We start from the raw sequence: 19,297 nt of genomic DNA on the forward strand, positions 1-19,297 counted from the left end.
GCGTTTGGGAATACCGACTTGCGACCACTTCGTGGCCGATCGCAGGCAAGCCAGCGCCTACAGATTATGTATTCCACTCCAAAAAAAACGCCCTTGAGGAGTGACCTCAAGGGCGCTTTTTTATCACACTATCAGGCGTTAGCCAGTTGGTGCGGGGCAACGTGGGTGACAGGTTGCAACGGCAGCAGAGGCGCATGCGGATCGGCTTCGATCGACTGGCGCCAAGCGGCGAGCCACTCAGGATGGCCTTCGCTCCAGACCTGCTCATGCAGTCGCGCCAAGGCTACCGGGTCACTCAGCAGCATCAGGCGTTCCTGGTTACTGAGTTTGTCCGGCCCGACTTTCATCGCCTGACGAACCCGCTCGATGCGCGTCCATTCAATCGGCTCGGACTGGGTGTGCCGCGACGTCGCCAAGGCGCATGCCAAGGCATTCTGCTGCGGATCGACCACCGCCCGGATGAAGCCCTGTTTCAATGCATGCCAACGGTTTTCATGGGTGTAATGATCGGTCGCGACCAGCTCTTTCGGCGGCGAGTACTCTTCAGGGATCAGGAAGAGTTTCTCGTCCCGCGCCTTGAGGCCCAAACCGACCCGGCTGGAAATCACCGAGACCGGAATCGACAGCATCAACGAGCCGACAATCGGCGCCAGCCACCAAAGGAAGCTTGGGTTCAGCGAGGCGACCAGCAGGCCCCAGCACAGACCCAGAAGCGTTTGCGGACCATGGCGCTTGACCGCTTCGCTCCACGGAGTGGAGTCATCGTCACGCTGCGGCGAGTTCCAGGTCGCGGCCCAGCCGAGGAACGCGGCCAGTACGAAGCGCGTGTGGAACAGCATGCGGACCGGCGCCAACAGCACCGAGAACAGCATTTCCATCAGCATCGACAGGGTCACTTTGATGCGACCGCCAAAACCGACCGAACCCTTGGCCCAGATCAGAATGATGCTGAGCAGTTTGGGCAGGAACAGCAACACGATGGTGGTCGAGAACAGCGCGACAGCCTTGTCCGGGTGCCATTGTGGCCACAACGGGTACAGCTGGCGTGGCTCCATGAAGTACTGCGGCTCCATGAGCGTGTTAACCGCCAGCAAGGCAGTCGACAGCACAAGGAAGAAGAACCATAGCGGGGCCGACAGGTACGACATCACCCCGGTCAGGAACACGGCACGGTGTACCGGGTGCATACCCTTGACCAGGAACAGCCGGAAGTTCATCAAGTTACCGTGACACCAGCGGCGGTCACGCTTGAGCTCATCCAGCAGGTTAGGCGGCAACTCTTCGTAGCTGCCCGGCAGATCATAGGCAATCCACACGCCCCAACCGGCACGGCGCATCAGCGCGGCTTCAACGAAGTCGTGAGACAGGATCGCACCGGCGAAGGCACCTGTACCGGGCAACGGCGCCAAGGCGCAGTGCTCGATGAACGGCTTCATGCGGATGATCGCGTTGTGCCCCCAATAGTGGGATTCGCCCAACTGCCAGAAGTGCAGACCGGCGGTAAACAGCGGCCCGTACACGCGGGTAGCGAACTGCTGCATGCGTGCATACAGCGTGTCCATGCCCGATGCGCGTGGCGCGGTCTGGATAATGCCGGCGTCCGGGGTGGCTTCCATCAAGCGCACCAGACTGGTCAGGCACTCACCGCTCATGACGCTGTCGGCATCGAGCACGACCATGTAGCGGTATTCACCGCCCCAGCGACGGCAGAAGTCATCGAGGTTGCCGCTTTTGCGTTTTACGCGACGACGACGGCGACGATAGAAGATCTTGCCGAAGCCTTCGCTTTCGCGGCAGACCTCAAGCCAGGCCTGCTGTTCGGCGACGGCGATATCGGAGTCGTTGGTATCACTGAGGACGAAAAAGTCAAAGCGATCCAGGTCACCCGTGGCGGCTACCGATTCAAAAGTAGCGCGCAGACCGGCGAACACACGAGGAACGTCTTCGTTGCAGATCGGCATCACGATGGCGGTGCGAGCACCGGCTTCGATGGGTTCGTTGCCCGCGCTGGCCCCGGAAATACGGTATTTGTCATGCCCGGTGAGCAATTCGAGAAAGCCCATCAACGCAGTCCAGAAACCGGCCGATACCCAGCAGAACAGAATCCCGAACAACAACAGGATGCTGGTCTGCAAGGCGTAGGGCAGCACTTGCACCGCAGTCTGGAACAATGTCTGGTGAGTGATTTCATCCAGTGAAACGAAGGACCAGCCTTGATAAGGCATGATCCCTTTCATGTACCAGGTCGCCACGACAGTTTGACCCAGCATCAGCACCAGCAAGATGTAACGGCGCAGTGAGCCGACAAAACGCCAGCGTGCCGAAGGCAGCTCGCGTTGGGGCGGCGTGGGAAGGTTCTTGCGACCCATCAGACGGCGCCAGCCACGCACCAGGATATTGGTGCGCCATGGTTCAGGGATGACTTTGGTACGACGAATCGGCGGCGTGGCTTTCAGGCAGACCCGACCACTGGCGTCGAGGACGAGCATTTCAGCTTCTTCCAGTTCGTCAGCGGTGGTCAATGTCAAACGACGGCCAACCGAAGCCTGAGCGGCCTCGGCGCTGTCGGTGAACTGCTGCGTAGAAAGACGCTGGTGCAGCTCGGTGAACGAGGTGCAGCTGGCGAGTTCCGCCCGCTGCTCATCGCTCATCGGCAAATGTGCCAAGTACTCGGTCAGAGACTCTGGCACAGACTGGACATTACTCATCGGCAGGCAACTGATAGCTCCAGGTCTCGGTCAAGACTTGTACATTCTTGGCCGGTTCCGGATTAGTGGGGGCAGTCTCGGCTTCAGGCTGCGGGGTCTGTTTGCCATCTTTGTCTTTCGCGATGTCGGCCTTCGCTACGTCTGCCTTTGCAGCGTCTGCTTTTGTCGATTCGCCTTTCGCCTCAGCGGGTTTGGCCGCGTCAGCTGGCTTGGCCGTATCAGCCTTGACTATGACGGTTTTCTCTTCTTTCGGAGCCACTTTGCTCTCGACCTTTTTCTCAACTTTCTTATCTGCTTTGTCAGCAACAATCGCCGCAGGTTCCTTACCAGGCTCGGCAGGGACTTCACGAAGCAGATAAGCGCGCATGTCGATCGACTTGCCCGAATCTTTGGCTTTCAGGCGCAACGTCAGACGCCAGCCTTTGGTCACCGGGTTGTAGCGCAGATTGTTTTCGACCAACTCGGTGTTGTCGTCAGTGGTCACTTGGCTACGGATCGCCGGGTCTTCACCCAGTTTTGCGAGCACCGGGCCTTCAAAATCAACCAGGAAAGCCACGCTGCCGTCAGGCTGACGGATCAGATTGGACTGTTTGACGTCACCGGTGGAGCGCAGGGTCTGTTTGACCCAGCCCAGATCAGGCGAATGGATGGAGCTTTCGTCCATGGTCCAGTGCAGGCGATAGTTGAACTCCATCGGCTGGCCTGGCTCAGGAATGACTTCCGGCTTCCAGAACGCAACGATGTTGTCGTTGGTTTCGTCGGCAGTCGGGATTTCTACCAGATCAACGGTGCCTTTGCCCCAGTCGCCTTTCGGTTCGATCCAGGCACTTGGGCGTTTGTCGTAGCGATCATCCAGGTCTTCGTAGTGGCTGAAGTTACGGCCACGCTGAAGCAGACCGAAGCCACGCGGGTTTTCCACCGAGAAGCTGCTGACCGCGAGGTGTTTCGGGTTGTTCAACGGACGCCAGATCCACTCGCCATTGGCGGCTTGAATCGACAGACCGCTGGAGTCATGCAGTTCGCGGCGATAGTTCAGCACTTTGGACGGCTGATTGGCGCCGAACAGGTACATGCTGGTCAGTGGTGCAACGCCCAGCTTGCCGACCTTATCGCGCAGGTACATACGCGACTTGACGTCGACGAGGGTGTTGGTGCCCGGACGCACGGTCAGTTGATAGGCGCCTGTCGCACGTGGAGAGTCCAGCAGTGCAAAGATCACCAGATGGTTGTCATCCGGTTGTGGACGCTCGATCCAGAACTCGGTGAACCGCGGGAACTCTTCACCCGATGGCATTGCAGTGTCGATCGCCATGCCGCGCGCAGACAAGCCGTAGACCTGACCTTTGCCAACGACGCGGAAGTAACTCGCGCCCAGCATCGTCATGATCTCGTCGTTCTTGTCATCTTTGTTGATTGGGTAAAGCACACGAAAGCCTGCGTAACCGAGTTTTTCGGTAGCTTTCGGGTCGAACTTCACGTCGCCAAAGTCGAACCGGCTAGGGTCGTACTTGAATTCCTGTACGTCAGTCGCCGTGACTTCATTGATTTTTACCGGCGTGTCGAAGTGCATGCCCTGGTGATAGAAGGACAGCTTGAAGGGTGTCTTATCCCCAACCCACACGCCCTTTTCTTGAAGAAAGCGGATTTTTTGATAATCCGCGAACTTCATGTCGCGAAATTCGTTCGGCAGATTGCTCTTCGGAGCTTCGTACTTCTGCCCGGCCATGTCTTTGGCCTTGGCCGCAACATCGTCCAGGCTGAACGCCCAAAGCTGGCCTGCGCTGAACAGACAGATCAGTGCAGAGCCTGCCAACAGGGCACTACGTAACCGTTTACCGGGTGTCATTGGAGCAATACAGGGACTAACAATCACGAGCAACCCTCGCCGAAAAACAGATCATAAAACCAACGGCCAGCTATCAAGTGCCGGGTTGGCGAGCATTGTTCCGACTCCGAAAGGGCCTAATGATTCCCTAAACGGCGACGGACCAGCCTCTGGCTATATCAATCGGGTCAACGAACGCTGATCCCCGTAGCGCGCGATTATCTAGTAGCCCGCGTTACAACGCATCAGGTCCGATGAAGTATTTATTGCTTTTTCACCTGATAAATCCGGGCGGCCCAGGGTAATCGCCTGTTTAGCTCTCAAGTAAAAATGTCACAGGGCCATCATTGACCAGATGAACCTGCATGTCCGCACCAAATTGGCCCGCCGCCACATTATCGTGCACGCTTCTCGCCTGCTCTAATAGATAGCTGAATAACTCGGCGCCCAGCGCGGGCGGTGCGGCTTTGGAAAAGCTCGGGCGCAAGCCGCTCTTGGTGTCAGCGGCCAAGGTGAACTGCGACACTAGCAGCAAACCACCACCGACATCCCTGAGCGACAGGTTCATTTTGCCTTCGGCGTCGCTGAACACCCGATAGTTCAGCAGTTTGCTCAGCAACTTATCGGCGCTGGCGCGCGTATCTTGCGGCTCGACGCCGATCAATACCAACAAGCCCTGATCAATGGCACCTACGATCTCACCCGCCACGTCGACATGCGCGCCACTCACGCGCTGAAGCAACCCCTTCATACCGGGCCTTTCACGCTTCTTCGGGCGGCAGATCAAGCAACCGACGAGCAATCTGGCTCGCAGCACGCACCAGCGCATCGGTAATGCCCGGCTCGGATGCCGCATGACCTGCATCGCGGATCACCTGCAGTTCACTGTTGGGCCAGGCTTGATGCAGCTCCCACGCATTGTCCAGCGGGCAGATCACGTCGTAGCGGCCGTGCACGATGATGCCCGGCAAATGAGCGATCTTGGGCATATCGCGAATCAACTGATTCTCTTCGAGGAACGCGTTGTTGGTGAAGTAATGGCATTCGATGCGGGCGATAGACAGCGCGCGCTGCGGTTCCGAGAAGCGATCCACCACCATCGGATTCGGCCGTAGCGTCGCCGTGCGCCCTTCCCAGGTGGACCACGCTTTGGCGGCGTGCATCTGGGCGATCTGATCACTGCCCGTCAGGCGTTTGTGGAAGGCGCCCAGCAAGTCGTGGCGCTCATCCTGCGGAATCGGCGCCAGGTAGTCTTGCCAATAATCGGGAAACAGGCGGCTGGCACCCGCCTGGTAAAACCAGTTGATTTCCTGTGGCCGGCACAAAAAGATGCCCCGCAGGATCAAGGCATGGACGCGTTCCGGATGCGTCTGAGCGTAAGCCAACGCCAGGGTCGAACCCCAGGAGCCGCCGAACAGGACCCATTTTTCGATGCCCAGGTGCAGACGAATCCGTTCCAGGTCTTCGACCAAATGCCAGGTGGTATTGTTTTCCAGGCTGGCGTGGGGGGTGGAGCGCCCGCAACCGCGTTGATCGAAGGTAATGATGCGGTACATATTCGGGTCAAAAAACCGACGGCTCTGGGCATCGCAACCCGCGCCTGGCCCGCCGTGGATGAAAACCACTGGCAAACCTTCGGGAGAACCGCTTTCATCGACGTACAGCACATGAGGCTTTTCCACGGCCAGATCGTGCCGGGCGTATGGTTTGATCTGCGGGTACAAAGTCTGCATAGGTGCTCCAAAGGGGCGGTCAGGGGCTTCTATTTATTTTGCCGTGGAGCATCATAAACCCGAATCGAAGAATGATCATGCCCCCAGAGAGAGAAGGGGTGTTCGGCATGGAACGATCAATGCAGGGTTTTTATCAATTGCAATTACCCGCGAACCAGAAAGACGGACCCGTGTCGAACCATCTAGAGTTAATCATCCAGCTTCCTATTCGTCTGCTCGTTAGAGGTCGTATTGATGTCAGAGGAACCGCTTGTTCGTGACGCCGAGGTGGCCGCTTTCCGTGCCGCTGTACTCGAAAAACTCACTTATGCGGTGGGTAAAGATCCAGATCACGCGTTTGACCATGACTGGTTCGAAGCCATCGCCCTGGCCGCTCGCGACCATATGGTCGAGCATTGGATGGACCACACTCGACAGATTTACCGCAAAGGCCAGAAACGGGTTTACTACCTGTCTCTCGAGTTCCTGATCGGTCGACTGCTGTATGACAGCCTGAGCAACCTTGGCCTGCTGGACATCGCTCGTGAAGCACTGACTGAGTTGGGTGTGGACCTGGAGCGCATTCGTTTGCTCGAACCGGATGCTGCACTGGGCAATGGTGGCCTCGGTCGTCTGGCCGCCTGCTTCATGGAGAGCATGTCGACCCTCGGTGTCGCGTCCCATGGTTACGGTATTCGTTACGAGCATGGCTTGTTCCGTCAAGCCGTGGTCGATGGCTGGCAACAAGAGCAAACCGAGAACTGGCTGGACTTCGGTAACCCTTGGGAGTTCGAACGTGCCGAGGTGATTTACCCGATCGGCTTCGGCGGCAGCGTCGAGACCCTGGTCAATGAAGCGGGCGAGCAACGCCAGGTCTGGCGCCCGGCGGAAGTTGTGCGCGCCGTTGCTTACGACACCCCGGTGGTCGGCTGGCGCGGATCGAGCGTCAACACCCTGCGCTTGTGGCGGGCACGGGCGGTCGAGGACCTGCACCTTGAACGCTTCAATGCTGGCGATCACTTTGGTGCGGTGGCCGAAGTCGTTCGCGCAGAAAGTATTTCCCGCGTGCTGTACCCCAACGACAGCACCGAAGCCGGTCAGGAACTGCGTCTGCGCCAGGAATACTTCTTCGTTTCCGCGTCGCTGCAGGATTTGCTGCGACGCCATCTGAACATGCATGAATCCCTGTATTCGCTGGCCGATCACGCCGCGATCCAGATGAACGACACGCACCCCTCGATCGCCGTTGCCGAGTTGATGCGTGTGTTGATCGATACCCACGGCATCCCGTGGGATGCGGCCTGGAAGATCACCGTCGACACCCTGGCCTACACCAACCACACCTTGCTTCCCGAGGCGTTGGAGACCTGGTCGGTTGGCCTGATGGAGCGGATGCTGCCGCGGCACATGCAGATCATTTACCTGATCAACGCCCTGCACATCGACGAATTGCGAGCCAAAGGCATTCACGACTTCGAAGTGCTGCGCGCCGTCTCGCTGATCGAGGAGGACAACGGCCGCCGCGTACGGATGGGCAACCTGGCGTTTCTGGGTTCGCACAGTGTGAATGGCGTGTCGGCGCTGCACACCCAATTGATGCGCAAGACCGTGTTCGCCGAGTTGCACAAGCTATATCCCGAGCGGATCAACAACAAAACCAACGGCATCACCTTCAGGCGCTGGCTGCATCAGGCCAACCCGCCACTGACCCGCATGCTGGTCAAAGCCTTGGGCGCAGACGTTCTGGATAATGCTGAATCACGCCTGATCGAGTTAGAGCCATTCGCCGAGAAGGAAGCGTTCCGCCAACAATTTGCCGAGCAGCGCCTGAAGAGCAAGCAAGCCTTGGCGACCCTCATTCATGAGCGGCTGGGAATCATGGTCGACCCGACGGCGATGTTCGACGTTCAGGTCAAGCGCATCCATGAATACAAACGCCAACTGTTGAACCTGTTCCACACCATCGCCCTGTATCAGGCGATGCGGGCCGAACCGGAGACTAACTGGGTGCCGCGGGTGAAGATTTTCGCCGGCAAGGCGGCCGCCAGCTATCACACGGCCAAGTTGATCATCAAGCTGACCAACGACATCGCACGCACCGTAAACAATGACCCGACTGTGCGCGGCTTGCTCAAAGTGGTGTTCATACCCAACTACAACGTCAGCCTGGCAGAAAGCATTATCCCTGCCGCCGACCTCTCGGAGCAGATCTCCACCGCAGGCCTGGAGGCCTCGGGCACCAGCAACATGAAATTCGGCCTCAACGGCGCACTGACCATCGGCACCCTTGATGGTGCCAACGTGGAAATGAGCGAGCGAATCGGGCTTGAGCACATGTTCATCTTCGGCCTGACGTCGCAGCAGGTCGAAGCACGCAAACGCGCCGGCGATTACAGCGCCACTGGAGATATCGGCAGTTCACCGCGGCTCAATGATGTGCTGGAAGCGATCCGGGGCGGCGTGTTCTCACCGGATGATCCAAACCGCTATGCCGGCCTGATCGATCAGTTGATCGCTTACGACCGCTTTTTGGTGTGCGCCGACTTCGAATCCTATTGGGAGGCTCAAGGCAAGGTCGAGGCACTGTGGCACGACCCTAGACAGTGGTGGCGCTCGGCGGTGCTCAATACGTCACGGATGGGCTGGTTCTCGTCGGACCGAACCATTCGCGAATATTCGAACGACATCTGGAAAGCGCTGGAGGAATAAATCTGTGAGGTGGACTCACTCGCGAATGGCCTGACACGGCTTACCTGTCGCGCCGCTTTCGCGAGTGAATTCATCGCCGACCTCCGTTACAAATTATGTCCCCGACGGCCTGGACCGATATACTCCAGGCAAGCCGTATAAAGGGATGTCGACGCGTGCAATGGATTCTCCTGCTGGTCGGGCTCGTGCTGGGTGGTTACCTGGACGAGTCTTTGGTGGGCGCTGCAATCGGCGCACTCGCCGGGCTTGGCCTTGGACAGGCCATTCGCATGACCCTGCTCGGCCGTCAGCTCGAGGCTGTTCAGCAACGCCTTACCCTCCTCGAATCCGCTCCTGGCAACGCTCTAGCCCCAACGCCTGCGGCTCAACCCCTTGTCAGTGCGCCCCCCGCTCTTGAAGCAACCGTCGAATTGACGTGGGATCTCCCCATCGACGACGAATGGACCCAACCGGCAGCAACGCCGAACCCGGTTTCCACACCCGCAGCCCCAACCATTATCGAGCGCGCATTGGCTGGCGCACGCAACTGGCTGCTGGGCGGCAATACCGTGCTGCGGGTCGGGGTGGTGCTGCTGTTCCTCGGGCTGGCCTTTTTGCTGCGCTACGCCACTGAAGGCGTGGTCATTCCACTGGAAGCCCGCTACGCCGCCGTTGCCGCCTGCGCCTTGGCATTGCTGGCGCTGGGTTGGTGGCTGCGACAGCGCAACCGCAATTACGCATTAATCCTGCAGGGCGCGGGGATCGGCGTGTTGTACCTGACAGTATTTGCCGCCATGCGTTTGAATGCGCTGCTCGACCCGAATATGGCGTTCGGCCTGCTGGTGGTGGTGACGGTGTTCTCGGCGATCCTCGCGGTAAAACAGGACGCCTTGGGTCTGGCTGCGGCGGCGGCACTCGGCGGATTCGCCGCACCGCTACTGACGTCTACCGGCGCTGGCAGCCATGTGGCCTTATTCAGTTACTTCGCACTGCTGAATGCCGGGATTTTTACCATCGCCTGGTTCAAGGCCTGGCGCCTGCTGAACCTGATCGGTTTTGTCGGCACCTTCGGCATCGGTTTCGTCTGGGGCCTACAGGCATACACGCCCACATTGTTCTGGAGCACCGAGCCGTTTCTGATCCTGTTTTTCCTGATGTATCTGGCGATTGGGCTGCTGTTCGCTCGACGCAAACTGCAAGAACTGAGCACCGCGCCCGAAGACGATAGCCGCGAAGCAATGTTGCGCTGGTCGGCTCGCCAAGGTGACTACGTCGACGGCAGCATCCTGTTCGGTCCACCGATTGTCGGTTTCGGCCTGCAGTTCGCGCTGGTCCAACACATGGAGTTCGCTCCCGCCTACAGCGCGCTGGTAATGGGAATGCTCTATATAGGCCTGGCGCGCCTGCTGTCTGGCCGGGCACCGGGACGCGCCTTACTCCTGGTGGAGACCTGCCTGGCGCTGGGCGTGGTATTCGCGTCACTGGCGATCCCTCTCGGGCTGGATGCACGCTGGACATCGGCCGCGTGGGCGCTGGAAGGCGCGGCCGTGTTCTGGCTGGGCTTGCGCCAGCAACGATTACTGGCACGCGCTTTCGGGCTGCTGTTGCAGGCGGGAGCAGGCCTTGCGCTGTTCGGCGACCTGCAGGACGACCTGTATCGAACCGACACCACCTTACTGGCCCATCGCGATGTCTGGACGCCGATGGTCGTCGCGCTGGCCGCGATGCTCAGCGCGTGGCTCCTGCAACGCCTGAGCCCAGTCAATCCAAGCCCCATGAAAACCGTGAACCTGGAGCGCCTCGGCGCATTGCTGCTGGCGTGGGGAGTGGGCTGGTGGGCCGTGGCACTGGTCAACGGCGCGCAGCGATTCGCCCCGGTCGAATTGCAAATACCTATGTTGCTCTGCCTCGCCGCTGTCAGCGTCGCGCTGTGGACAGTCCTGGCCCTGCGACTGCGCTGGTCGGCACTGGCAGTGCTTTGCACCCTACTGACTCCGGCCTGCACCCTGCTATTGCTGGCCGCGTTGAACGCCAACTATCACCCGGCAGCCCACTGGGGTTGGCTGGCGTGGGGCGCGGTGTTCGTCGTGCATCTGCTGTCGCTGCGGCACCTGGCGGGTACGCTGCCAGGTTGGGCGCTCAGCGCGGCACATGTCCTGGGTTGCTGGCTGATCATTGGCGTGTTGGCGCTGGAGTTGCGCTTCGGCTTGATGGCATTGTCCGAACACTACAACGCGTGGCGCTGGCTGGGCTGGGCATTGCTGCCGAGCGCCTATTTGCTGTTGATGGCAGCGCCCCGTGCACTGCCGTGGCCAATCGAGGCCTATCCCCGGGAATACCGGGTCTGGGTCGCTGCCCCGTTGGCGCTGCTGATGTTGATCTGGTTCTGGCTGGCGAACATCGTCAGCGACGGTGCCGCCGCACCGCTGGCCTACCTGCCACTGCTTAATCCGTTGGAGTTGGGCCTGTTGCTCGCATTGGCCGGGGTGTTCGTCTGGGCACGCAGCCGATTGCCCCAGCTCGGTATCGCCCACGATCGCGCGCAGCGGATGGCACAGGTGGTGGCAGGGGTCGGCTTATTCGCCCTGTCCACTGCAATGGTCATGCGCACGGCCCATCATTGGAGTGGCGTGCCCTATCAGCTGGATGAATTGCTGGACTCGATGAGGGTGCAAGCCGGTCTGTCGATTGTCTGGACCTTGATGGCCCTGGCACTGATGGTTGGCGGGCACCTGCGGGGCCGGCGTGAAATCTGGATCGTTGGCGCCGCACTGATCGGTGTGGTGGTCGCCAAGCTGTTTTTCGTCGAACTGAGCAACCGCGGTGGGCTGGCGCGTATCGTGTCGTTCATCGGGGTTGGCGTGCTGCTATTGGTGGTGGGATATTTCTCTCCCTTGCCGCCCAAACCGTCGTCGCCGATGCCTTTGCCCTCTAAAAAATCTACGCCCGATCCGACCAGGACCATCGTATGAGGAACACGTTCTTGAGCTGTCAGTTAACCTTCACCCGCGCCGTATTTGGCGCGGCGTTATGTGCGGCCTTCCTCACAACGATGTCCGCCCATGCGCTGGACAAACCGGCTGATTTCGCTAGCCAGGTACCGTTGACCTTGAGCGGCAATGGCCCGTGGTATCGCCTCGAACTACCGCTGGCGGTACAACTGGGTGCGAGCCAGACCGGTCTGGGCGACGTACGCGTGTTCAACGCCGAGGGTCAGGCGCTGGCCTACTCATTGACCCATAGCGACGTTCAGCATCGGGAAGACCAGACGCCGATCCCGGTGAAGTGGTTTGCCCTCTATGACACCGCCGATGCCAGTGATGCAGCGCCCAAGATTCGGGTCGAGCGCACCGCCAGCGGCACGCTGGTCGAAGTGCAACCGCAAGGCGAAATCGAAGCCGGCGAAGAAGTACTGCGCGGTTGGCTGCTCGACACCAGCGAGATCAAGGCCCCGCTGGAGCAATTGATTCTTGACTGGAACACCGAACGGGAAGGTTTTCAGCGCTTCAGTATCGAAGCCAGTAACGACCTCCAGCACTGGCAATCCTGGGGCGAGGGTCAGGTTGCACGACTTTCGTTTGCCGATGAAGTGATCGAACAACGCGAAGTCACTCTGCCCGGCCAACCAGCGCGTTACCTGCGCCTGCTCTGGAACACCCCGAACTCCGCTCCCACACTGACCTCCGCGCAATTGATCAGCGCCAGCCCCGACCACCTGCCGCTGCCGTTGGTCTGGTCACAACCGCTGGCGGGCGGCACCGTCAAACCGGGCGAATACAGCTGGCAATTGCCCACCGATCTAGCGGTGGAGCGAATAAAAGTCGACATCAGCCAGGCCAACAGTCTGGCACCCGTCACCCTGTCGGGACGCCTCGACACCAACGCCCCGTGGCAAATCATGGGCGGCGGCTTGTTGTATCGACTGACGCAGAATGGTCAGGACGTGCTGCTGGATGAGTTACAACTGGCTGGCCGTACCGTGCGGCAACTCAAAATCGATGTGGATGAGCGTGGCGGCGGTCTAGGCACTACGGCACCGCAGCTACGTTTCGCGGTCCGCGCCACGCAACTGGTGTTCCTGGCCAAAGGTGCAGGGCCGTATACCCTCGCCATTGGCAACACAGCGGCGAAGGCGGCGGACTTGCCGTTGTCCACGCTGATCCCTGATTATCAACCGCAGGTGCTCGCGTCACTGGGCACTGCACAACTGGCGGCCTCGCCCGTGGTCATCGCAAGCCCGCCAACACCGGCCGCGAAAGGCACGGACTGGAAGCGCGCCGGTTTATGGGCCGTGTTGCTGCTAGGCGTCGTTTTCCTTGGCTGGATGGCATTGAGTCTGTTGCGCACGCCCTCGGCAAAATCTTGAGCAGGGTCACCTGCTTGTTGCCGTTTTGAGGCTACTCTCAACTGGCATGTGAACTCTATGGGCCAGAACCCGGTCTGACTGGAGTATTACGTGTCCACTCGCGTTAAACTGCGCGGGTTTTTATCCCCCACTTCGGAGCTCTCCATGTCCCGCGTTACCCTAAGTCGCTATTTGATTGAGCAGACCCGCAGCAACAACACTCCTGCCGATCTGCGCTTCCTTATCGAAGTGGTAGCACGCGCATGCAAGGAAATCAGCCACGCCGTCTCCAAAGGCGCGCTGGGCGGTGTGCTCGGCAGCATGAACACTGAAAACGTACAGGGCGAAGTGCAGAAAAAGCTCGACGTGATCTCCAACGACATTCTGCTCGAAGCCAACGAATGGGGCGGTCACCTGGCCGGCATGGCGTCCGAAGAAATGGACAATGCCTACCAGATTCCCGGCAAGTACCCAAAAGGCGCCTATCTGTTGGTATTCGACCCACTGGACGGTTCGTCGAATATTGACGTCAACGTGTCGGTCGGCACCATCTTCTCGGTACTGCGTTGCCCTGAAGGCCACCTGAGCCAGAACGACAGCCTGAGCGAGAAAGCGTTCCTGCAGCCGGGCACCCAGCAAGTGGCTGCCGGTTATGCGATCTACGGCCCGCAAACCATGTTGGTCCTGACCCTGGGCGACGGCGTCAAAGGCTTTACCCTTGATCGCGAACTGGGCAGCTTTGTGCTGACCCACGAAGACATGCGGATCCCTGAGACCACCCAGGAATTTGCCATCAACATGTCCAACTCGCGTCACTGGGAAGCCCCGGTCAAACGCTACGTCGACGAACTGCTGGCTGGCGAAGACGGCCCGCTGAAAAAGAACTACAACATGCGCTGGATCGCAGCCATGGTCGCCGACGTGCATCGCATCCTGACCCGTGGCGGCATGTTCATGTACCCACGTGACAGCCGTGACGCATCCAAGCCAGGCAAGCTGCGCCTGATGTACGAAGCCAACCCGATGTCGTTCATCGTCGAACAGGCAGGCGGCATGTCCACCGACGGTCATCAGCGCATCCTCGACATCCAGCCTGAAGGCCTGCACCAGCGTGTTGCGGTTTTCTTGGGTTCCAAGGAAGAAGTCGAGCGCGCCACGTCTTACCACAACGTCTAAAGCCATGTACGCGCCCTGGCATCCGCTGCTTGAATGGTGGTTCGGTTCAGCCGAATCACCAACCGACGTGGTAAAGGCCAAGGGTGCGCTTTGGTTCGGCAAGAAGAAAAGCCAGGACAGCGATGCGCGCGAGCGTTTCGCTGTACAGGTCGAACACGCATTGGCGGGAGGGCTGTCCGAATGGGCCGAATCCCCTCAAGGCTGGCTTGCACTGGTGCTGCTCCTCGATCAACTCCCGCGCATGATTTATCGCGATACGCCCAAGGCGTTTGCGGGCGATCAACGCGCCCAGGCATTGGTCGAACACGGTCTGAAACTGGGCCGCGACCAGCATTTGCTGCCGATCCAGCGATCATTCATCTACCTGGTGCTGGAACACAGTGAGCACCTGGAGATGCAGGATCAAGCCGTCGCCCACTTTACCGAACTGCTCCACGAACAATCGGCCACGGATCATGAGGTCTTCGCCGACCAACTTGATTACGCCAAAAAGCATCAAAGGGTCATTGCCCGTTTCTCGCGCTTCCCCCACCGTAATCAAATCCTTGGCCGTACATCAACGGCTGAAGAACGGGTGTTTTTGAAAGCGCCTGGGTCGCGATTTTAAGCGAGATATAAATCCCTGCCGTCCACGGGAACCAGATCGCGTATTTCTCTTCTAACCTATTGGCAATTCGCCAGCGTCCTACACGCTGTAGCGCCGCCCCCTACTGTTCAGGAGCTTCACTCATGTCTCTGCGTACCCTCGCGTTGTTGTCGTTTTGTGTGCTGTTGGCTGCTTGCAGTAAAATTACTCAGGAAAATTATTCGAAAATCTCCTCCGGGATGCCCAAGGCCGAAGTCGAAAAGCTGCTGGGCAGCCCGACTGATTGCTCCGGCGCGCTGGGCATGTCCAGCTGCACATGGGGCGATCAGAAGACCTTTATCAGCGTGCAATACGCAGGTGACAAGGTGCTGATGTTCTCCGGCCAGGGCCTGAAGTAAGCCTGAGAGGAGAGCCTTATGCGTTTATGGATAGGGATGCTGGCGAGTCTATTGCTGGCGGGGTGCGCCAACCCCTCTAGCGAGCTGATCGAGCCCAAGACGGTCGATCATGTTGACCTCAAGCGTTACCAGGGGACCTGGTACGAGTTGGCGCGGATGCCGATGTTTTTCCAACGCAACTGTGCGCAGTCCGAAGCCCATTACATCCTTAAAAACGATGGCAACGTTGGCGTGACCAACCGTTGCCGGACGCTTGAGGGGCAGTGGGAAGAAGTGCACGGCACAGCGTCGCCGCAAGTCCCGGAGAAAACCGACAAGCTCTGGGTGGAGTTCGACACCTGGTTTTCCCGGTTGCTGCCGGGCGTCGCCAAGGGTGATTACTGGGTGCTGTATGTCGGCGATGACTACAAAACTGCGTTGGTAGGTAACCCGAATCGCAAATACCTGTGGCTACTGTCGCGCAACACGCGGGTGTCCGATGCGACGCGCGAGGAGTTGCTGGCCAAAGCACGTCAGCAGGGTTACGACACCACCAAGCTGATCTGGCGCGTGGATGATTCGAAAATCGCCAAACCTGTCGACAAATAGACCGTGTGAACCGCTTCGCGGAAAAATCAGCTCCCACAGAAACCGGGCACCTTGTGCAGGCTCTGTGCGAGCTGATTTATTCGCGAAGTCGGCATGACAGACGCGTACGGTCAGCCTGACTACCCCAGCAATTCCCGCAACACCTGCGCAAACGCCTTGCTGCTTTCGTCTTGGCCCGCATGACGCCCGTCTCGCACCACCCAGCGACCATTGACCATCACATCGCGGATCTGCCGATCGCCCCCAGCGAACAGCCAACGATTGAGAATCGCGTCGCCACTGGCCGTCGCCAGATAGGGATCGTTGCCATCCAGCACCAGCCAGTCCGCGCGCTGCCCCACCTGAAGCGAGCCAATTGCCTGCCCCAAGGCCTGCGCCCCGCCACCAAGCGCCGCATCGTACAAGGTTCGCCCAACCATTGGCTGATCACTGCGATGCAACCGATTACGTCGCTGATCGCGCAGACGCTGGCCATATTCCAGCCAACGCAATTCCTCGACCACGCTCAGTGACACATGGCTGTCCGAACCGATCCCCCAGCGCCCACCTTGCGCGATAAAGTCCACTGCGGGGAAGATTCCGTCGCCCAGATTCGCTTCAGTGGTCAGGCACAAACCAGCCACTGCACCGCTTTCAGCCATCAGTGCAACTTCATCCGGGTTGGCGTGGGTGGCGTGCACCAGGCACCAACGCGGGTCCACCGAGGTGTTTTCGTACAGCCATTGCAGCGGACGCCGTCCGCTCCAGCTCAGGCAGTCTTCAACTTCTTTCTGCTGCTCGGCGATATGAATGTGCACCGGACACTGCTTGTCGCTGGCGGCCAACACCTCACTGATCTGTTGTGGGGTGACGGCGCGCAACGAGTGGAAGCACAGACCCAATGCCTGCGCGGGCTGCCGAGCCAGAATCGGGCCCAAGCGCGCCTGTAGATCCAGATAACTATCAGTGCTGTGGATAAAGCGACGCTGGCCTTCGTTAGGCGCCTGACCACCGAAACCGGAGTGGCTGTACAGCACCGGCAGCAGGGTCAGGCCAATACCCGCGAAGCTGGCAGCCTGGCTGATTTGCAGGGCCAACTCAGCGGGGTCGGCGTAAGCTTTGCCGGACGTGTCCTGGTGCACGTAATGGAATTCAGCGACCGAGGTAAAACCGCCCTTGAGCATTTCGATGTACAGCTGGCGAGCAATGACGCCGAGCTGTTCCGGGCTGATCTTCCCGACCAGACGGTACATCAGGTCGCGCCAGGTCCAGAAACTGTCGTTCGGGTTACCTGCCACCTCGGCCAAACCGGCCATGGCGCGCTGAAAGGCATGCGAATGCAGATTCGGCATACCCGGCAACAGCGGCCCCTTGATAAACTCGGCACCCTGCGCATCGGCATCGGCCTGGACACCGGTCAGCAGGCCATCGGCGCTGACGTCGAAACGAACATTGTTGGCCCAGCCACTGGGCAATAATGCGCGCTCGGCAAAGAAGGCGGACATGGCTCTACACTCCATCGTGTTTATTTGTATATACATATACAGACGTTTGCCTGCTCGGTAAACTCCGGCAAGCTTGTCGTCGGTCGGATCAATGGTTAGCTTGAGCGCATCTGCGCCATGGACCCACTTCCCGAATCATCACCTATCGAACAAGGATTTCACTGTGCCGACTCCGCCTGCCGTCTCTTCGCTGGCTGCCCAAATGGGCGACAGTCCGGCGCCTCTGTACGCCCGCGTCAAGCATATGATCGCCCAGCAGATCCAGAGCGGAACCTGGGCGCCACATCATCGCGTGCCATCAGAAAGCGAACTGGTGACCCAGCTGGGCTTCAGCCGCATGACCATCAACCGGGCCTTGCGTGAACTGACCGCCGAAGGGCTATTGGTGCGCATGCAGGGCGTGGGCACCTTCGTCGCCGAGCCCAAGAGCCAGTCGGCGCTGTTCGAAGTGCACAACATTGCCGATGAAATCGCCTCGCGAGGCCATCGCCACACCTGCAAGGTCATCATCCTCAATGAAGAGGCCGCAGGCTCCGAGCGCGCCCTGGCCCTGGACATGCGTGAAGGTCAGCGGGTGTTTCATTCGCTGATCGTGCACTTCGAAAACGATATTCCCGTGCAAATCGAAGACCGCTTCGTCAACGCGCTGGTTGCGCCTGACTACCTCAAGCAGGACTTCACCCTGCAAACGCCCTACGCCTACCTGTCGCAAGTCGCACCGCTGACCGAGGGCGAGCACGTGGTCGAAGCGATTCTGGCCGAGCCGCTGGAATGCAAACTGCTGCAAATAGAACCCGGCGAGCCGTGCCTGCTGATTCGCCGCCGGACCTGGTCCGGGCGCCAGCCAGTGACCGCCGCACGCCTTATCCACCCAGGCTCCAGGCATCGACTGGAAGGACGTTTCAGCAAATGAGTCAGCTCACTGTTTTGCGCGCGGCCAGCTACCCGCGCATGCCGTGGAAAAACGGCGGTGGCAGTACAGAGGAAATCACTCGCGATGCGGGTGTTGGCCTCGACGGCTTCGGCTGGCGCCTGTCGATTGCCGACATCGCCGAGTCGGGCGGTTTCTCCACCTTCGCTGGCTATCAGCGAATCATCACCGTGCTCCAAGGCGCGGGCATGACCCTGCACGTGGACGGTCAAACCACTCGGCCCCTGCTGCCCATCGACCCGTTCGCTTTCAGCGGCGAAAGCCAGGTGGCCTGCACGTTGCTCGGTGGCGCCATTCGTGATTTCAACCTGATCTATGCACCGGATCGTTACACCGCTCGCCTGCAATGGATCGACAGCCCGCAGCGGTTTTTCACCTCGGCAGGCACTGTGCTGGTGTTCAGCGTGGCAGAGGGCTTGAGCGTCAGCGTAGGGAGCACCACCGAAATACTGGGCAAGCATGACTGCCTGCAACTGGACGGTAACAGTGAACTGCTGGAAATCTCGGTCAGCGGCTCATGCTGTTTGATTGAACTGACAGCGACTGATCGGTAGAGCGCCCCTCTACCGTTTCGCTTCGCGCACCCTCCTCTCGCAAATTGTTACCAAACGCCCCAATACCGCGCAAAACCGCCTCGTAACAACAGCCCCACGTCCTGACAGAAAAAATCTCATCTTTTTTTCGTATCCGCCCAGCCCTTCTATTTCGAGGCTCACAGCGGTTTTAAAGATTTATTGCCGACCCGCAAAGCGAGTTGGTCTTCCGATTGCATATGCTTGTATGTACAAGTAAAGATGTGTGCGCAGGAGAGAGCCGGTAACCACCCCAGCCCCCGTGCACATGCCTTGCCCCATTT

General features: G+C 59.4%; 14 protein-coding genes. 9 read left to right on the top strand and 5 right to left on the bottom strand.

Going from position 1 to position 19,297, the window contains the following annotated elements; translation table 11 throughout:
* Window positions 1–131: 131 nt before the first annotated feature.
* The 4 genes from mdoH to pip all read right to left on the bottom strand — a co-directional run bounded on the left by mdoH (window position 132) and on the right by pip (window position 6,266).
* Window positions 132–2,708 carry a glucans biosynthesis glucosyltransferase MdoH gene (mdoH, locus tag K0F75_RS19425; RefSeq protein WP_219063596.1) on the bottom strand — a complete coding sequence of 859 codons (2,577 nt, stop codon included), beginning with the start codon at window positions 2,706–2,708 and terminating at the stop codon, window positions 132–134.
* The gene (locus K0F75_RS19430) at window positions 2,701–4,587 is read right to left on the bottom strand and encodes a glucan biosynthesis protein G (RefSeq protein WP_374028976.1); all 1,887 of its coding nucleotides are present in this window, start codon (window positions 4,585–4,587) and stop codon (window positions 2,701–2,703) included. The genes mdoH and K0F75_RS19430 overlap by 8 nt, the downstream gene beginning before the upstream one ends.
* A gap of 259 nt (window positions 4,588–4,846) precedes the next feature.
* The gene (gene dtd, locus K0F75_RS19435) at window positions 4,847–5,284 is read right to left on the bottom strand and encodes a D-aminoacyl-tRNA deacylase (protein WP_219063598.1); all 438 of its coding nucleotides are present in this window, start codon (window positions 5,282–5,284) and stop codon (window positions 4,847–4,849) included.
* 10 nt (window positions 5,285–5,294) lie between these two features.
* A complete protein-coding gene (pip, locus tag K0F75_RS19440) occupies window positions 5,295–6,266 on the bottom strand; it encodes a prolyl aminopeptidase (protein ID WP_219063599.1) in 972 nt (323 codons plus the stop codon).
* Window positions 6,267–6,500: 234 nt separating this feature from the next.
* Between pip and K0F75_RS19445 the strand changes: the two genes are divergently transcribed.
* The 7 genes from K0F75_RS19445 (at window position 6,501) to K0F75_RS19475 (ending at window position 16,026) form a co-directional block, all read left to right on the top strand.
* Complete coding sequence (locus K0F75_RS19445) at window positions 6,501–8,954, top strand: glycogen/starch/alpha-glucan phosphorylase (RefSeq protein ID WP_219063600.1); 2,454 nt, start codon at window positions 6,501–6,503, stop codon at window positions 8,952–8,954.
* Window positions 8,955–9,109: 155 nt separating this feature from the next.
* Window positions 9,110–11,905 (top strand): DUF2339 domain-containing protein, encoded by a 2,796-nt coding sequence (locus K0F75_RS19450; RefSeq protein ID WP_219063601.1) that lies wholly within the window; start codon window positions 9,110–9,112, stop codon window positions 11,903–11,905.
* An 80-nt stretch (window positions 11,906–11,985) separates the two neighbouring features.
* Window positions 11,986–13,299 carry a DUF3999 domain-containing protein gene (locus K0F75_RS19455; RefSeq protein WP_257604445.1) on the top strand — a complete coding sequence of 438 codons (1,314 nt, stop codon included), beginning with the start codon at window positions 11,986–11,988 and terminating at the stop codon, window positions 13,297–13,299.
* Between the two features lie 144 nt (window positions 13,300–13,443).
* On the top strand, window positions 13,444–14,454 hold the full coding sequence (locus K0F75_RS19460; protein WP_219063603.1) for a class 1 fructose-bisphosphatase: 1,011 nt from the start codon (window positions 13,444–13,446) through the stop codon (window positions 14,452–14,454).
* Window positions 14,455–14,458: 4 nt separating this feature from the next.
* Window positions 14,459–15,061: a DUF924 family protein gene (locus tag K0F75_RS19465; protein WP_219063604.1), complete on the top strand. Its 603-nt coding sequence runs from the start codon at window positions 14,459–14,461 to the stop codon at window positions 15,059–15,061.
* 122 nt (window positions 15,062–15,183) lie between these two features.
* Entirely contained in the window at window positions 15,184–15,438 is a 255-nt protein-coding gene (locus tag K0F75_RS19470; RefSeq protein WP_219063605.1) for an outer membrane protein assembly factor BamE, read from the top strand.
* Between the two features lie 18 nt (window positions 15,439–15,456).
* Window positions 15,457–16,026, top strand: coding sequence for a lipocalin family protein (locus K0F75_RS19475; protein ID WP_219063606.1), 570 nt, complete (start codon window positions 15,457–15,459; stop codon window positions 16,024–16,026).
* Window positions 16,027–16,145: 119 nt separating this feature from the next.
* On the opposite strand, the gene K0F75_RS19480 is transcribed toward K0F75_RS19475, so the two are convergent.
* Window positions 16,146–17,510: a formimidoylglutamate deiminase gene (locus tag K0F75_RS19480; RefSeq protein ID WP_219063607.1), complete on the bottom strand. Its 1,365-nt coding sequence runs from the start codon at window positions 17,508–17,510 to the stop codon at window positions 16,146–16,148.
* Window positions 17,511–17,712: 202 nt separating this feature from the next.
* Between K0F75_RS19480 and hutC the strand changes: the two genes are divergently transcribed.
* Together hutC and K0F75_RS19490 are read left to right on the top strand one after the other, a co-directional pair.
* Window positions 17,713–18,423: a histidine utilization repressor gene (gene hutC, locus K0F75_RS19485; protein WP_219063686.1), complete on the top strand. Its 711-nt coding sequence runs from the start codon at window positions 17,713–17,715 to the stop codon at window positions 18,421–18,423.
* Complete coding sequence (locus K0F75_RS19490; RefSeq protein ID WP_219063608.1) at window positions 18,420–18,995, top strand: HutD family protein; 576 nt, start codon at window positions 18,420–18,422, stop codon at window positions 18,993–18,995. Before hutC ends, K0F75_RS19490 begins: the two co-directional genes overlap by 4 nt.
* Window positions 18,996–19,297: the final 302 nt, after the last annotated feature.

It is taken from the genome of Pseudomonas sp. UMAB-08 (assembly GCF_900095225.1).
Taxonomy (GTDB): domain Bacteria; phylum Pseudomonadota; class Gammaproteobacteria; order Pseudomonadales; family Pseudomonadaceae; genus Aquipseudomonas.

Bases quoted from the DNA above. Each gene is read 5' to 3' on its own strand.
- K0F75_RS19480 (WP_219063607.1), bottom strand. From the start codon at position 17,510: ATGTCCGCCTTCTTTGCCGAGCGCGCATTATTGCCCAGTGGCTGGGCC.
- K0F75_RS19445 (WP_219063600.1), top strand. From the start codon at position 6,501: ATGTCAGAGGAACCGCTTGTTCGTGACGCCGAGGTGGCCGCTTTCCGT.
- K0F75_RS19490 (WP_219063608.1), top strand. From the start codon at position 18,420: ATGAGTCAGCTCACTGTTTTGCGCGCGGCCAGCTACCCGCGCATGCCG.
- K0F75_RS19465 (WP_219063604.1), top strand. From the start codon at position 14,459: ATGTACGCGCCCTGGCATCCGCTGCTTGAATGGTGGTTCGGTTCAGCC.
- K0F75_RS19475 (WP_219063606.1), top strand. From the start codon at position 15,457: ATGCGTTTATGGATAGGGATGCTGGCGAGTCTATTGCTGGCGGGGTGC.
- hutC (WP_219063686.1), top strand. From the start codon at position 17,713: ATGGGCGACAGTCCGGCGCCTCTGTACGCCCGCGTCAAGCATATGATC.
- mdoH (WP_219063596.1), bottom strand. From the start codon at position 2,708: ATGAGTAATGTCCAGTCTGTGCCAGAGTCTCTGACCGAGTACTTGGCA.
- K0F75_RS19460 (WP_219063603.1), top strand. From the start codon at position 13,444: ATGTCCCGCGTTACCCTAAGTCGCTATTTGATTGAGCAGACCCGCAGC.
- K0F75_RS19470 (WP_219063605.1), top strand. From the start codon at position 15,184: ATGTCTCTGCGTACCCTCGCGTTGTTGTCGTTTTGTGTGCTGTTGGCT.
- K0F75_RS19455 (WP_257604445.1), top strand. From the start codon at position 11,986: ATGTCCGCCCATGCGCTGGACAAACCGGCTGATTTCGCTAGCCAGGTA.
- dtd (WP_219063598.1), bottom strand. From the start codon at position 5,284: ATGAAGGGGTTGCTTCAGCGCGTGAGTGGCGCGCATGTCGACGTGGCG.
- pip (WP_219063599.1), bottom strand. From the start codon at position 6,266: ATGCAGACTTTGTACCCGCAGATCAAACCATACGCCCGGCACGATCTG.